The sequence below is a fragment of the Kitasatospora sp. NPDC032150 genome, from assembly GCF_055579945.1.
The window spans coordinates 141,064-155,822 of sequence record NZ_JBVIMH010000012.1 but is presented as its reverse complement, the minus strand read 5'-3'; the positions used below and the strand labels follow the sequence as shown (position 1 = coordinate 155,822).

At 71.8% G+C, this 14,759-nt stretch carries 12 protein-coding genes and 1 pseudogene; 6 read left to right on the top strand and 7 right to left on the bottom strand.

Annotated features, from left to right (window positions below; genetic code table 11):
• Positions 1 to 155: 155 nt before the first annotated feature.
• Positions 156 to 980: a MarR family winged helix-turn-helix transcriptional regulator gene (locus tag ACZ5ON_RS16735; RefSeq protein ID WP_465592209.1), complete on the bottom strand. Its 825-nt coding sequence runs from the start codon at positions 978 to 980 to the stop codon at positions 156 to 158.
• Positions 981 to 1,424: 444 nt separating this feature from the next.
• Between ACZ5ON_RS16735 and fabG the strand changes: the two genes are divergently transcribed.
• From fabG to ACZ5ON_RS16715, 4 genes and pseudogenes are all read left to right on the top strand, one after another.
• The gene (gene fabG, locus ACZ5ON_RS16730) at positions 1,425 to 2,228 is read left to right on the top strand and encodes a 3-oxoacyl-ACP reductase FabG (protein WP_465592206.1); all 804 of its coding nucleotides are present in this window, start codon (positions 1,425 to 1,427) and stop codon (positions 2,226 to 2,228) included.
• A gap of 149 nt (positions 2,229 to 2,377) precedes the next feature.
• Positions 2,378 to 2,572, top strand: coding sequence for a hypothetical protein (locus ACZ5ON_RS16725; protein ID WP_045303144.1), 195 nt, complete (start codon positions 2,378 to 2,380; stop codon positions 2,570 to 2,572).
• Positions 2,573 to 2,708: 136 nt separating this feature from the next.
• Positions 2,709 to 4,985, top strand: a pseudogene (locus ACZ5ON_RS16720) (glycoside hydrolase family 31 protein); the annotation flags it as partial.
• 490 nt (positions 4,986 to 5,475) lie between these two features.
• Positions 5,476 to 6,129, top strand: coding sequence for a phosphatase PAP2 family protein (locus ACZ5ON_RS16715; RefSeq protein WP_465592202.1), 654 nt, complete (start codon positions 5,476 to 5,478; stop codon positions 6,127 to 6,129).
• 92 nt (positions 6,130 to 6,221) lie between these two features.
• On the opposite strand, the gene ACZ5ON_RS16710 is transcribed toward ACZ5ON_RS16715, so the two are convergent.
• On the bottom strand, positions 6,222 to 6,428 hold the full coding sequence (locus ACZ5ON_RS16710; RefSeq protein WP_465592199.1) for an I78 family peptidase inhibitor: 207 nt from the start codon (positions 6,426 to 6,428) through the stop codon (positions 6,222 to 6,224).
• A gap of 86 nt (positions 6,429 to 6,514) precedes the next feature.
• Here ACZ5ON_RS16710 and ACZ5ON_RS16705 point away from each other — a divergent pair, with 86 nt between their 5' ends.
• Together ACZ5ON_RS16705 and ACZ5ON_RS16700 are read left to right on the top strand one after the other, a co-directional pair.
• Entirely contained in the window at positions 6,515 to 6,790 is a 276-nt protein-coding gene (locus ACZ5ON_RS16705; RefSeq protein WP_465592196.1) for a DUF6343 family protein, read from the top strand.
• Between the two features lie 82 nt (positions 6,791 to 6,872).
• Positions 6,873 to 7,379 (top strand): hypothetical protein, encoded by a 507-nt coding sequence (locus ACZ5ON_RS16700; RefSeq protein WP_465592193.1) that lies wholly within the window; start codon positions 6,873 to 6,875, stop codon positions 7,377 to 7,379.
• A 42-nt stretch (positions 7,380 to 7,421) separates the two neighbouring features.
• Here ACZ5ON_RS16700 and ACZ5ON_RS16695 read toward each other — a convergent pair whose 3' ends face one another.
• From ACZ5ON_RS16695 to shc, 5 genes are all read right to left on the bottom strand, one after another.
• Positions 7,422 to 8,807 (bottom strand): aspartate aminotransferase family protein, encoded by a 1,386-nt coding sequence (locus ACZ5ON_RS16695; protein WP_465592190.1) that lies wholly within the window; start codon positions 8,805 to 8,807, stop codon positions 7,422 to 7,424.
• Positions 8,797 to 10,725 carry a 1-deoxy-D-xylulose-5-phosphate synthase gene (gene dxs / locus ACZ5ON_RS16690; RefSeq protein ID WP_465592187.1) on the bottom strand — a complete coding sequence of 643 codons (1,929 nt, stop codon included), beginning with the start codon at positions 10,723 to 10,725 and terminating at the stop codon, positions 8,797 to 8,799. The genes ACZ5ON_RS16695 and dxs overlap by 11 nt, the downstream gene beginning before the upstream one ends.
• 4 nt (positions 10,726 to 10,729) lie before the next feature.
• Entirely contained in the window at positions 10,730 to 11,761 is a 1,032-nt protein-coding gene (hpnH, locus tag ACZ5ON_RS16685; RefSeq protein ID WP_465592184.1) for an adenosyl-hopene transferase HpnH, read from the bottom strand.
• A gap of 2 nt (positions 11,762 to 11,763) precedes the next feature.
• On the bottom strand, positions 11,764 to 12,423 hold the full coding sequence (locus ACZ5ON_RS16680) for a 5'-methylthioadenosine/S-adenosylhomocysteine nucleosidase family protein (protein WP_465592181.1): 660 nt from the start codon (positions 12,421 to 12,423) through the stop codon (positions 11,764 to 11,766).
• A gap of 222 nt (positions 12,424 to 12,645) precedes the next feature.
• Positions 12,646 to 14,595 carry a squalene--hopene cyclase gene (gene shc, locus ACZ5ON_RS16675; RefSeq protein WP_465592358.1) on the bottom strand — a complete coding sequence of 650 codons (1,950 nt, stop codon included), beginning with the start codon at positions 14,593 to 14,595 and terminating at the stop codon, positions 12,646 to 12,648.
• Positions 14,596 to 14,759 lie beyond the last annotated feature (164 nt).

The window sequence follows — 14,759 nt, the reverse complement described above, 5'->3', positions numbered from 1 at the left end:
CCGCGGGCGGTGACGGAAAGACGAGCGGCCGGTCGTTGCCCCCGGATCGGAGGCGACCGGCCGCTCGTCACGCCGCCGTGCCCGGACGCACCCGGTGATCGGGGCCGTTCGACACGGTGGCAAATCGTTACTTCGAGGAAGTGCCCGACGGATCGCTACAGCCTGGCGGCTTTGGCGATCAGCGCCAGCGCGCTCTCGTGCTCCTCCGGCTCCAGCGGGGCGAGCAGGAGTTCCTGCACCTCCCGCACCGCGGCCGCCGAGCGGTGCAGCAGGTCCTGCCCGGCCGGCGAGAGCGAGAGCAGGTTGCGGCGACCGTCCGAGGGATCGCGGCGGCGCAGCACCAGACCGCGCCGGACCAGCCGGCTGACCATCTCGGCCATGGTGGCCTTGTCCAGCGAGGCCAGCTCACCGACCGTACGCTGGTCGGCGCCGGGCTCGGTCTCCAGGGCGTCCAGCACGGCGTACTGAGGGGCCGTCAGCTCAGCGCCGACCTTCTCGGACCAGAGCTTGGTGTGCACCTGCTGGCTGACCCGGATCAGGTAGCCGATCGCCCGCTGGGCGTCCAGCATCGGCCGGGCGTCCGTCATGACGGCCACCGCGGCCGGCTCCAGACGGGCTATCTTCGCCATCACCCGGACGATCTCGACCTGCTCCTCGGCGCTCAGCGGCTCGAAGAGGGTCCGCTGCACGCGGACCACTCCGCCGGTGGCCTCGCGCACCGCCTGCGCACCGCTCTGCGAGAGCGCGAGCAGCTTGCGACGGCCGTCGGCGGGGTCACGGCGCCGCAGCACCAGACCGCGCCGGACCAGGCGGGCGACCATCTCCGCCATCGTCGCCTTGTCGAGCGAGGCCCGCTCACCGACCGTGCGCTGGTCGGCTCCCGGTTCGAGGGCCAGCACGAGCAGCACCGCGAACTGCGGAGCCGTGAGCTCGGTACCGACGTACTCGGACCACAGGCGGGTGTGCACCTGCTGGGCCACGCGGATGAGGTGACCGGGCGACTGCTGAAGTCGCGCGGGCACACGGGTCGTCGGGATCTCCCCCAGCACCATGAAATCCGTCCCGATGTCACACCCGGTGTGTGTGGGACACCCGGGCGGGGCAGTAACGGCGAGTGAGCGTCCCGCTGTGAGGGTAGGCGCGCCAGCCGTGCAGCCGGTGGCTGCTGGCGCACACTATACAAACGGTAGGCCCGCACCGGCAGGCAGGGGCCAAGAGTAGACGCATGTTCGTCGAAGTTGGCATATTTCCGCAGCATGTCGTGGGCACAACTACCGGTTTGGATGATTGATCTTCACCGGATGCCCTCACCCTCCGTCACCTGCGACTCTGCACTCTGGCTCCGGGCACTACCCACCGGTAGGGTGTCCGCCTCAGCGTCCTCCTGACCACCCATCGGGGCAGGGCCGCGCTCGGCAGCGGCCATGTCCGTCACCCCACCGAGAGAGACGAGTACGAGCATGACCGAGCAGAGCAGCACCCCCCGGGTCGCGGTCGTCACCGGCGCGGCCCGCGGCATCGGCGCCGCGACCGCCGAGCGGCTGGCCGCCGACGGCTACGCGGTGGCCGTCGTGGACCTGGATGCCTCGGCGGGCAAGGACACCGTCGAGCGGATCACCGCCGCGGGCGGCAGGGCCCTGGCGGTGGGGGCGGACGTCTCGGACGCGCAGCAGGTGGAGGCGGCCGTGGCGACGATCACCGCCGGGCTGGGCGCTCCGGTGGTGTTGGTCAACAACGCCGGGGTGCTCCGCGACAACCTGCTGTTCAAGATGTCCGAGTCGGACTGGGACACCGTGATGGACGTCCACCTCAAGGGGGCCTTCCTGATGACCCGGGCCTGCCAGAAGCACATGGTGGACGCCGGCTTCGGCCGGATCGTCAACCTCTCCTCCTCCTCGGCGCAGGGCAACCGCGGGCAGGCCAACTACTCCGCCGCCAAGGCCGGCCTGCAGGGCTTCACCAAGACCCTGGCGATCGAGCTGGGCAAGTTCGGCATCACCGCCAACGCGGTGGCGCCCGGCTTCATCGCGACCGACATGACGGCCGCCACCGCGGCCCGGGTCGGCATGGAGTTCGAGGCCTTCAAGCAGGCCGCCGCCACCCAGATCCCGGTGAACCGGGTCGGCGTGCCCGAGGACGTCGCCAACACCATCTCCTTCCTGGCGGGCGAGGCGGCCGGCTTCGTCTCCGGCCAGGTCATCTACGTGGCCGGCGGCCCGCTCGACTGACCGCCGCACCGCATCAGGGCCTGTCCGGCGGACCTTCTTCGGCCCGCAGGGGTCCGCCGGACAGGTCCTGGGCCCGCTCGCGATGCGCGCGGGCCCAGGTGGGAGGAGACTCGGGTCTCAGAAAGCCCGCACTCCCCGGGAGGCACCAGATGACGAACGAGCCCACCGACAGCGAGTTCCGCCCGACGCCGGACCGCCTGCTCCACACGGGTGCCGAGCACCCGGTGGACCCGGAGGACCTGGTCATGGCCTCGGGCCGCACCCCCACCCCGGAGCTCATCGAGAAGGCCCGGCAGGACCTGGAGAAGTACGGCGCCGCCGCGGTCGAACGCCTGATGCCCTGAGATCTCCAGCCCTTCACAGGCCCCCGCATCTGCGGGGGCCTGTGTGTTTTTCCGACCGTCCGGCGGTGTGGTCAAGCGGAGGACTGTGCGCTATACCTGCCCATCAGTGTTTGTTCTTGCATGATGAGGAGCTCATATGCGCAGAACTTTGCAACACTCCCGGCAGTCACGGACCACCGCTCTCGCCCTGGCCGCCCTGCTCTCCCTCGGCGGCGGTGCCCTCGCCCCGGCCCTCGCCGCAGCGCCGGCCGCCGCGGTGGCCGGGTCGGCCGGCGCCGTCACCGGAATCACCGCGAGGGGCGCCGTCTACACCTTCTCCGCGGGCAGCGCCAGGGCCCGGGTCAGCTTCGTCACCGACCAGGTCTTCCGGATCGAGCTCGCTCCCGACGGCTCGTTCACCGACCCGGTCGGCGCCGACGTCGTCCTGCCGCAGGGCGCCCCGCCCGCCACCAAGTGGCGTGACCGGGGCGACCGTTACGAGCTGTCCACCGGCAAGGTCACCCTGCGCGTCTACAAGTCGGCACTGCGCTTCGCGCTCTACCGGGCCGACGGCACGAAGGTCTGGGAGGAGACCCGGCCGATCTCCTGGGACGGCAAGACGACCACCCAGGCCCTGGCCCGGGGCGCGAACGAGCAGTTCTTCGGCGGCGGTGAGCAGAACGGCTCGTTCTCCCACCGCGACAGGACCGTCCAGATCGGCGTGGACTACGACTGGAACGAGGGCGGGCACCCCAATTCCGTGCCGTTCTACCTCTCTTCCGCCGGGTACGGCGTCTACCGCAACACCTACGCCCCCGGCACGTACGCCTTCACCGACCCGGTCACCACCACCGAGCAGGAACTCCGCTTCGACGCCTACTACTTCGCCGGGCCCGGCCTCAAGGACGTGATCGGCCAGTACACCTCACTGACCGGAAAACCGTTCCTGCCGCCCATCTACGGTCTGGAGATGGGCGATTCGGACTGCTATCTGCACAACGCCAACCGGGGCGAGCGGCACACCCTGGACGCGCTGAAGATCGCGGACGACTACCGCAGGAACGACATGCCGAACGGCTGGATGCTGGTCAACGACGGCTACGGCTGCGGATACGAGAACCTCGCCCAGACCGCCGAGGGCCTGCGGCAACGCGGGATGCAGCTCGGCCTGTGGACCGAGAACGGCCTCAGCCAGCTCGCCGACCAGGTCAAGTCCGGTCAGCGGGTGGCCAAACTGGACGTCGCCTGGGTCGGCGACGGCTACAAGTTCGCGCTCGACGGCTGCAAGGACGCCTACCGCGGCATCGAGGACAACAGCGACGCCCGCGGCTTCACCTGGGCGCCCGAGAGCTGGTCCGGCGCCCAGCGCTGCGGAGTGCAGTGGAGCGGCGACCAGTCCGGCGGCTGGGACTACATCCGCTGGCAGATCCCCACGTACGCCGGCTCCACCATGTCCGGGATGGCCTACAACACGGGCGACGTGGACGGCATCTTCGGCGGCAGCCCGCAGACCTACACCCGCGACCTGCAGTGGAAGTCCTTCCTGCCCGCCGTCATGTCGATGGACGGCTGGGCGCCCAGCGACAAGCAGCCCTACCGCTACGGCGAGCCGTACACCTCCATCAACCGCAAGTACCTCAAGCTCAAGGAGTCGCTGCTGCCCTACGTGTACAGCTACGCGGCCCAGGCCCACCGCACCGGTGTCGGCCCGGTCCGTCCGCTGGCCCTGGAGTACCCGGACGACCCGGTCACGGCCACCGACGCGGTCAAGTACGAGTTCCTCAGCGGCCAGGACTTCCTGGTGGCCCCGGTCTACTCCGACACCTCGGTGCGCGACGGCATCTACCTGCCCGAGGGCACCTGGATCGACTACTGGACCGGCCGCACGTACCAGGGGCCGACCACGGTCAACGGGTACCACGCGCCGCTGGACACCCTGCCGCTGTTCGTCAAGGCCGGTGCCGCGGTGCCGATGTGGCCGGGTATCAGCTCCTACCGGGACCGCACCGCCGACTCCCCGCTCGCCTGGGACGTCTACCCGCAGGGACACAGCGGCTTCAGCCTGTACGAGGACGACGGGGTCACCCGCCAGTACCGCGACGGCGGCTACGCCACCCAGACCGCCCGGGTCGACGCTCCGACCGCCGGGCGGGGGCAGGTGCGCATCGACGTCTCGCCCAGTCTCGGGACCTTCACCGGCAAGCAGAGCGCCCGGCCGTACCTGTTCACCGTGCACGGCGGCACCGCGCCGAGCCGGGTCGCCCTGGGCGGGCGCGCCCTGCCCGAACTGGCCGACCGGGCCGCCTTCGACCGGTCCGGCCAGGGCTGGTGGTACGACGCGGACGACCGTGGCGGCGTGATCCACGTGAAGACCGCGGCGCTCTCCACCTCGGCCGGCCTCCGGCTGGTGCTTGACGGAGCGAGCGCTGTCGGGCCGGCCGTGCGGTAGCCGACGGAATGGCTACGGTTCGGTGACATTCTCGGCAGCGGTCACCGGCCCCCGCGGTGGACCGCACTGGTCCTCCCCTCCCGCCCGGCCGCCCCGCCGGCACCGGACCGCCTGCCGGATCCCCTTCGGGATCGGCTCGCTCGACGGCGCGAGGGCCGGTCACGGCAGTCGGGCACGGGCCCTGGACCACTACGCCTGACCTGCTGCTCCACTCGGCACCGCCCTCGGAGCGGCGCCCGTCCGCGCAGGCCCCACCCCGCGAGGACGGGCGCCTCGCCGGCTTCGAACCTGCCCACCAGCGCACGGGAGTGCGCCGGGAGTGGGTGGTCACTGCGGGGTGACGGCCGCTGGCACTGGGCAAGAGTGCCCAGGTGGAGCGGGTAATGTCGAAGCCGTGCAAGCTCATGTCGAACCGTCCGGCCACCGGACCGACCCCGCCGTGGACGGGGGATCCGCCGAGGCAGGGTGGCTACCGATGAGCCGCCGCCACGCGATCGTCTTCGGTCTCACCGGCCTGGCGTACTTGCTGGTCGTGATCGCCGTGGTGCTGAACACCAAGCTGGTCGATCTCGACTGGGCGCTCAAGCAGCTCAGACCCTACAAGCGCTGGCCCGAGGTCCAGCCGCTGCTGAACGTCTGGATCATCGCCGGGCAGCGCGGCCCCTCCGCGATCATCGCTTGCGTCTGGCTGGGCTGGCGCTGCTTCCGGCACAAGACCGTACGGCCGCTGCTGGCGATGGGGGTGGCACTGCTGCTGCTCAACATCACGGTCGGCGGTGTGAAGATCGTCACCGGCCGGCTCGGCCCGCACTACGCGCACTACCTGGGCTCGCCCGAGCTGTTCGCCGGCGGCACCATCTTCCCCTCCGGGCACACCGCCAACGCCGTGGTGACCTGGGGCGTACTCGCCTACCTCGCCGAACGCTGGCGCCGCACCGGCATCCTGCTGGCCTCGTTCACCGCCGTCTCGATCGGGCTCACCACGGTCTACCTGGGCACCCACTGGCTCTCAGACGTCCTGGCCGGCTGGGCCGCGGGCGCTCTGGTCCTGCTCTCGATGCCCCTCTTCGAGCCCTTGATCGCAACGATCGACGAACGCATCACCGCCCTCTGGCACGGATCGCGCTAGGCCGCGCCCCCGCGGCACTGCGCAGCTGATCAGACGGCTCCGCCAGGCCCCGGCGCACCACCACAGGCCCCCGCCCGGCCGCGGGCCGGCCCTCAGCCCCTCCAGCAGCGCTCGACCACCCCGTCCCGGATCGCGAGGTTGAGCCTGCCCTCGCGGTACTCCAGGGTGATCAGCTCACCGGGCGCCAGCACCCGGACGACGTCCCACCCCCGCTCGGCCGCCAGGTCCTGCGCCGCCTCCACCGGCAGCCCGACGTACTCCACGTGCTCCTCGCGCTCGTCCACAGCCGTTCTCCCCACGGTCGTCACGGTCCCCGGACGTACCCGGACGTACGCTGGAATCGTAGATCGGCCACCGCGGCCGAGCGGGGTGGAGGCGATCGGCTATGCGTCCAGCGAAGACCCCACGGCAGTGGCGCAGCGGCACCGAGCCCGCTACGGCCCGGAGCGACCTCAAGCTGCGCTTCCTGCTGTCCGTCACCTTCACCCCGTTCTTCGCCGTGCTCACCGCCGTGTTCGCGTTCTGGGCGGCCCACACCTCCTCCGCCGCCGCACCGAGCAGTGGCACGCTCACCTTCTTCGCCGTGTGCTGCGGCGTCCTCACCCTGCTCGCTCTGATCGACCTCTGGGTCGTGGTCCGCCGCCGCAGGACCGAACTGTGACCGGATGTCAGCCCTGATTCGGCAGGTCACAAGGTCGTCACAACCCCGGACACCTCCGCCGCGCACATGCCATCCTGACGCGATGCGTCTCCGATCACTGGCACCGGCTCTCGCCGTCGCGGCCCTCGCACTGACCGGCTGCAGCAGCAGCGCTTCCACCACCGCCGCGCCCGCCGCCTCCTCCTCCGCAGCCGCCTCACCGGCCGCCTCGGCCGCCGGTACGTCTCCGCAGCCGGGCCGGTCCGGCTCCGACGCGGCCTCCGGCTCCGCCGCCCCGGCCAAGCCCGCCCCGCCCAGCGACGCGGGCCTGCCGCCCAAGCCGGACCCCGGTGTGGTGACGAAGCTGGTGGCGGCCCTGGACGCGATAGACCCGGACATCGTCGCCGGTCACCCCGACCAGGCCGTGGAGCTGGCCCGGAGCCAGTGCCAGGCGATCTACAACTTCCCCAAGGACCGGGCGAAGCTGATCGACCTGGTCAACCAGCACTTCACCTCCTCCAAGCACCCCGACGGCTTCGGCCCCGACAAGGCCGAGAAGATCCTCACCGCCGTCCAGGCCGACCTCTGCCCCGCCCCCAACTCCCGCTAGCGGGTCCGGTGCCCCCGGCGTCCCGCCGGGCGGCGCCCCGGCCTACCGGTTTCCGACCGCCTGCTTGACCAGCGTCCGTCCGAAGTCCCACATCAGGCCGCTGCCCCGGTGCGCCTCCTCCATCACCTCGGTGAACGCCGTGACGAAACGGTCCACCTCCCGCTCGGTGATGATCAGCGGCGGGATCAGTTTGATCACCTCCAGATGGTCACCGGACACCTGGGTGAGGATGCGGTGGCGGTGCAGCAGCGGTACCACCACCATCTGCGCGAACAGGCCCTTGCGCGCCGCCTGCAGTGCGGTCCAGCCGGTGCGCAGCTTCAGCGACCTGGGCCTCCCGAACTCGATCCCGATCATCAACCCCCGGCCCCGCACCTCGGCCAGCAGCTCGTAGCGGTCCACCAGTGCCGCCAGCCGCTCCCGGAACAGCTCGCCGATCCGCCGGGAGTTCTCCACCACCTGCTCCTCCCGCATCACATGGAGGGTGGCCAGCGCGGCGGCCATCGCCTGGGCGTTGGAACCGAAGCTGGCGGAGTGCACCAGCACCCGGTCCATCGAGGAGTACACCTTCTCGAAGATCCAGCCCTTCCCGAGCGTCGCCCCGATCGGCACGTACCCGCCCGACAGCGCCTTGGCCGCACAGACCAGGTCCGGCTCGACCCCCTCCTCCTGGTACGCGAAGAAGGAGCCGGTCCGGCCGATGCCGGTCTGCACCTCGTCGCAGATCAGCAACGCCCGGTGCTCGTGCAGCAGTTGCCGGGCGGCGAGCAGCCAGCCGGCCGGAGCGGCGTGCACCCCCTTGCCCTGGATCGGCTCCACGATCAGCGCCGCGACATCGCCCTTCTTCAACTCCCGGGCGAGCGCGCCGAGATCGCCCAGCGGGATCGCGGTGTCCGGCAGCAGCGGATCGAAGCCCCTGCGGAATCCGCTCTCACCGTTGACCGAGAGCGATCCGGTGGTCAGGCCGTGGAAGGCGTGCTCGCAGTACAGCACCCGGGGCCGCCCGGTGGCGTACCGGGCGAACTTCAGCGCGGTCTCCACCGCCTCGGTTCCGCTGTTCCCGAAGAAGACCCGGTCCAACTCCGGGGCGAACGAAAGCAGTTGCTCGGCCAGCAGGCCGGGAAGCGGCGAGCAGTCGAAGCGGGTGAGGTCCGGCAGGTCCAGGTCCATCACCTGCTGAACGGCCTCCCTGACCACCGGGTGGTGCCGCCCGAGCGCGAAGATGCCGAACCCGGCCAGCATGTCGAGGTACTCGTTGCCCTCGGCGTCGTAGAAGTACGGCCCCTCGGCGCGCTCGTAGTACCGGTCGAAGCCGAGTGTGTGCAGCATCCTGGGCAGCTGCGGGTTGAGGTAGCGGGCGTGCAGCTCGTAGCGTTCCCGGCCGCGCTTGGCGATCAGCGCGGCGAGGTCGAGGCGGTCAGCCGGCATGGGGCTGGTTCGCTCCTCTCATCGGCGGGTTCGGCGGGGTTCGCAGCAGTTGCTTGGCGAAGGCGGCCGTCTGCGCGGCCACCCCGGTGCCGCTGAGGCCGATCTCCTCCAGGAGTTCGCCGCGCCCGGCGTGCGCCAGGAACTCCTGCGGGATGCCGAGGTCGCGCAGCGGGGTGTCCACACCGGCGTCGCGCAGTGCCTGGGCGATCGCCGAACCGACGCCGCCGGAGCGGCCGTTGTCCTCGACGGTGACCACCAGCCGGTGCGCGGCGGCGAGTTCGAGCAGTACCGGGTCCACCGGCTTGACCCAGCGCGGGTCCGCCACCGTCGCGGTGAAGCCCTCGGTGACGAGCAGTGCGGCGGCGTCCAGGCAGGCGGGGGCCATCGCGCCGACGGCGACCAGCAGGATCTCCGGCTCGGGCCCGGTCCGCTGCAGTACGTCCACCCCGCCGATCCGCTCCAGGGCCGGGACGGCGGGGTGCAGGTCGCCCTTGGGGAAGCGCAGCACGGTCGGCGCGTCGTCCACCGCGACCGCCTCGCGCAGCTGGGCGCGCAGCTGCTCGGCGTCGCGCGGTGCGGCGAGCCGCAGGCCCGGCACCACCTGCAGCACGGACATGTCCCACGCCCCGTTGTGCGAGGCCCCGTCGTTCCCGGTGACCCCCGCCCGGTCGAGGACGAAGGTCACTCCGAGCCGGTGCAGCGCCACATCCATCAGCACCTGGTCGAAGGCCCGGTTCAGGAAGGTTGCGTACACCGCGACCACCGGGTGCAGCCCGCCGGTGGCCAGCCCGGCGGCGCTGGCCACCGCGTGCTGCTCGGCGATCCCGACGTCGAAGATCCGCTCCGGGTACGTCTGCGCGAACCTGGCCAGCCCGACCGGCCGGAGCATCGCCGCCGTGACCGCGACCAGCTCGGGCCGCTCGGCGGCGAGCGCGACCAGTTCCGCGCCGAAGACGGAGGTCCAGGAGACCCCGGCCGAGGGCGCGACGGGCAGGCAGGTGTACGGGTCGATCGGGTTGACCGCGTGGAAGCGGTCCGCCTCGTCCAGTTCGGCGGGCCGGTAGCCACGTCCCTTGACGGTGAGGCAGTGCACGATCACCGGGCCGCCGAAGTTCCTGGCCTGCCGCAGTGCCTGCTCGACGGCGCCGATGTCGTGCCCGTCGATGGGGCCCAGGTACTTCAGACCCAGGTCCTCGAACAGCCCCTGCGGCGCGAAGGCGTCCTTGAAGCCCTTCTTGGCGCCGTGCAGCGCGTCGAAGATCGGCTGCCCGACCAGCGGGGTGCGCTGCAGCGCCTCCTTGCCGAGGGCCAGGAAGCGCTCGTACCCCTGGGTGGTGCGCAGCGTGGCCAGGTGGTGGGCGAGGCCACCCACGGTGCGGGCGTAGGAGCGCTCGTTGTCGTTGACCACGATCACCAGCGGGCGGTCCCGGGCCTCGGCGATGTTGTTGAGCGCCTCCCAGGCCATGCCGCCGGTCAGCGCGCCGTCGCCGATCACCGCGACGTTCCTGCGCTCGGTGCGGCCGAGCAGCTGGTCGGCCTTGGCGAGGCCGTCGGCGTAGCCGAGCGCGGTGGAGGCGTGCGAGTTCTCGATCAGGTCGTGCTCGGACTCGGCCCGCGAGGGGTAGCCGGACAGGCCGTCCCTGGCGCGCAGCCGGGAGAAGTCCTGCCTGCCGGTGAGCAGCTTGTGCACATACGCCTGGTGGCCGGTGTCCCAGAGGATCCGGTCGTGCGGCGAGTCGAAGACCCGGTGGAGCGCGATGGTCAGTTCGACCACGCCGAGGTTGGGGCCGAGGTGGCCGCCGGTCCTGGTCACCGCGGTGATCAGGAAGTCCCTGATCTCCTCGGCCAGCAGCGGGAGTTCGGCCGCCTCCAGGGCTCTGAGGTCGGCGGGTCCCCTGATCCCGCTCAGCAGCGACATGCCGTCACCGTGCCGCGGTGCCGGACGAGCCGAGGGTCTCCCGGGCCGCGCGCAGCGACTCCTTGAGCGAGCCCATGGTGGCCAGCACCGCGGTCGGCTCGTACCCGCAGTGCGCCATGCAGTTCGCGCAGCGCGGGTCCTTGCCCCGCCCGTACTTGCTCCAGTCGGTCTGCTCGATCAGCTCGCGGTAGGTGGGCACGTATCCGTCGGACATCAGGTAGCAGGGACGCTGCCAGCCGAAGAGCGAGTAGTTGGGGATGCCCCAGGCGGTGCACTGGAAGTCGATCCGCCCCTCCAGGAAGTCCAGGAAGAGCGGGCTGTGGTTGAGCCGCCAGCGGCGCCGGTTGCCGCCGGCGAAGGCCTTGCGGAACAGCTCTCTGGTCTGCTCGACGCCGAGGAAGTGCTCCTGGTCCGGGGCCTTCTCGTAGGCGTAGGCCGGGGAGATCATCATCTCGTCGACGCGCAGTTCGTCGTTGAGGTAGTCCAGTACCTCGATCACGGTCTGCGGGGTGTCGGTGTTGAAGAAGGTGCTGTTGGTGGTGACCCGGAAGCCGCGCCGCTTGGCCTCCCTGATCGCCTCCACCGCCTCGTCGAAGGTGCCCTCCTTGGCCACCGAGGCGTCGTGCCGCTCACGCAGTCCGTCGATGTGCACGGTGAAGGTGAAGTAGGGCGAGGGCTTGAACCTGTCCAGCTTCTTGCGCAGCAGCAGCGCGTTGGTGCACAGGAACACGTACTTGCGGCGGGCGATCAGCTGCCGGACGATCTCGTCGATCTGCGGGTGCATCAGCGGCTCGCCGCCCGCGATGGACACCATCGGCGCCCCCGCCTCCAGCACCGCCCCGACCGCCTGCGCCACCGGCATCCGCTGCTTGAGCACCCCGGCGGGGTGCTGGATCTTCCCGCAGCCCTCACAGGCGAGGTTGCAGGCGAACAGCGGCTCCAGCTCCACGATCAGCGGGAACTTCTCCCGCCGCTTCAGCTTCTGCTGCATGAGGTAGGTGCTGATGCGGATGGACTGGCGCAGCGGCATGGCCATGACTAACTCGCCTCCTGAGGGAGCGTCGAGGGCGGGGTTTCGAGTGCGACAGCTGCCTGGCGGTGCCAGGCGATGAGGGCCGGTACGGCGGCGCGCAGGGTCCGCCAGGCCCGCACCCCGGCCGGTAGGGTGCCCGGCCGGATCAGTTCGTGGTCCGGGGTGTCCACCACCACCCGCAGGACGGCGGCGGGCAGGTGGGGGCGCAGCTCGGCGCGGACGGCCAGGACCGCGGCCGCCTCCATGTCCACGGCCAGTGCACCCCGGGAGTTCAGCGCCCGCCGCTCGGCGCCCCGCACCACGTGGTCCGCGGTGTGGTGCAGCCCGGTGTGGGTGGTGAGGCCTCGGGACTGCAGGGCCCGGGCGAGCTGCTTGGCGGAGTCCAGCGGGTAGTGGTTGCCGTCGGGGTCGCGTACCGCGTCGGCGACGATCACATCGGCAGGCCGCACGCCCGGTCCCACGGCGGCGCCGAAGCCGGCCACCACCAGGGCGCCGTACCCGTCCCGGGCGAGCAGCTCGCGCGCCACCCGCCTGGCCCGGGTGCGTCCCACCCCGGTCCTGGCCAGTACCGGCGGCCCGCTCTGTGCCTCGGCCCAGTCCCCGCCGCGCAGCGCCCACACCTCGGGGCCCAGCGCGCACACCACCAGCAGCACCCCGTCCCTCATCGCACGGCCCCGCTTCGCGAGGCGCCGAGGCAGGCGGCGCCCCGGGGGCGCGCGGTACCCCGCGGGTGACCCCGCACCCGACCGGGGTACACCTCACCCGGAGCCCCGCACCCCGCGGCACTGCAGGCACTCGCCCTCATCCCAGTCCTCCGATCCGGCCGTTTGGCCCGATCCTCAGGGGCACGGGCCTCCTCCGCCACCGGACCGGCCGCGGGCGGCGCCTCATCGCTGGCCGCCGGGCACCCGGTTGCCGTGCAGGTAGCGGCCGAGGGCCGTCACCGGGAAGACCAGCCGGTAGAGGTGGTAGTTGATCGAGAAGTCCCACGGGAACCCGGTACCGGTGAAGTGCGGTTCGTCCCAGGTGCCCTCGGGCAGCTGGGTGTCCACCAGCCAGCGCACGCCCCGTTCGACCGCGGCACTGCGTGCCCCGTCCGGCCCCTCCCCGGCCGCGAGCAGCGCCATCAGCGCCCACGCGGTCTGCGAGGCGGTGGACTCCCCGCGTCCGGCCCAGCGCTGCGGGTCCTGGTAGGACCGCATGTCCTCGCCCCAGCCGCCGTCCGGGTTCTGCCGCTCCTCCAGCCAGCGCACCGCCCGCCGGATCGCCGGGTGGCCGGTGCGCAGCCCGGCGGCGGTCAGCGCGGGGACCACCGACCCCGTCCCGTAGATGTAGTTGGTGCCCCAGCGGCCGAACCAGGACCCGTCCGGCTCCTGGTTGGCGAGCAGCCAGGCGATGCCGCGCCGGGTGCGCGGGTCGTCGGATCGGCCGACCTCGGCGAGCATCTCCACCACGTGCGCGGTGACGTCCGCCGACGGCGGGTCCACCACCTCGCCGAAGTCGCAGAACGGCAGCTTGTTGGGAAGCCGGCTGGTGTTGTCCACGTCGAAGGCGCCCCAGGCGCCGTTCTTGGACTGCATCCCGAGGTTCCACTCGACGCCGCGCCGCACCGCGCCCTGCAGCCGCTCCTGGTCGGGGAAGGCGACCCGGCTGAGTGCCAGCACCACCTCGGCGGTGTCGTCGATGTCGGGGTAGTTGTCGTTCTGGAACTCGAACGCCCAGCCGCCGGGAGCGAGTTCGGGTCGCTGGACGGCCCAGTCGCCGCGCCGGGTGATCTCCTCGCCGAGCATCCAGTCGGCGGCGGCCACCAGCGCGGGGTGGTCGGCGGGCAGTCCCGCGTCGCGCAGCGCGATGGCGGCCAGGCAGGTGTCCCAGACCGGGGACTGGCAGGCCTCCATCCAGCGCCCGCCGTCCTCGGTGTGCACGGTGAAGCCGTCGAAGGAGTCGAGCCCGGCCTTCATCACCGGGTGGTCCAGACGGTAGCCGCGCAGGTGCAGCGCGATCAGCGAGTACACGGCGGGCGGCTGGATACCGCCCCAGCAACCGTCGGCCTCCTGCCGCTCGATGATCCAGCGCTCGGCCTGGGCGAGCGCGAGCCGGCGCAACGGCCGTACGGCGTAACGATGGTAGACGTGCAGGGCCTTGTCCAGGCGCTCGAAGAGCCCATCCCAGGTGGTCAGCGGGGCGAGCGGCCGACGGGGGTGCGGGTCGGCTGGGTCGGTGTGCAGTTCGTCGAGCGGGAAGGGCGCCGGGCGGACCGGGCGGTAGGTCGAGACCACGGTCAGCGGTACGATCGTCTGCCTGGCCCAGCAGCCGAAGGCGTAGATGTTCAGCGGCAGCCACTTGGGCGCGAAGATCAGCTCGGGCGGCAGTTCCGGCAGCCGCTCCCAGGGCCACCAGCCGAAGAGCGCGAGCCAGATCCGGGTGAAGACGCGGGTGGCGGCGATACCGCCGTGCGCGCGTACGTACTGCGCCGCCGACCGCATGTGCGCGGCCTCGGGGTCGTCACCGGCGAGCTTGAGGGCGACGTACGCCTCGACGGTGGCGGAGAGTTCGGGCGGACCGCCGTGGAAGGTGGCCCAGGTGCCGTCCGGGCGCTGCTGGGAGCGGATCCAGGCGGCGGTGCCGCGGGTCTGCTCCTCCGTCCTGATGCCGAGGAACTGCCGCAGTAACAGGTCCTCGGCGTCCATGGTGACGTTGGTCTCCAGGTCGCCCTTCCACCAGCCCTCGGGGCTCTGGAGCGACAGCAGATGGGCGGTGGCCCTGGCCAGCGCCTCGGCCGGCGCGGTCCGGTCGGGGCCCTCCTCCGCCCGACCGGCCGCCCTGGCCCCGTTCACCGCGCCGTCGGCCCCGGCGGCCTCGCACAGCACCGGGCCGCGCCCGCCGGCCGGGCGGCCCGACGCGATCCGGCCGCTGGTCCGTTCAGGCCCCGGCGGCCGGTCGCCCACCGCGACCGGCTCGGAATCGTACTCTGGGTCGAGCCGGCCGTCCGCGGTTGCCG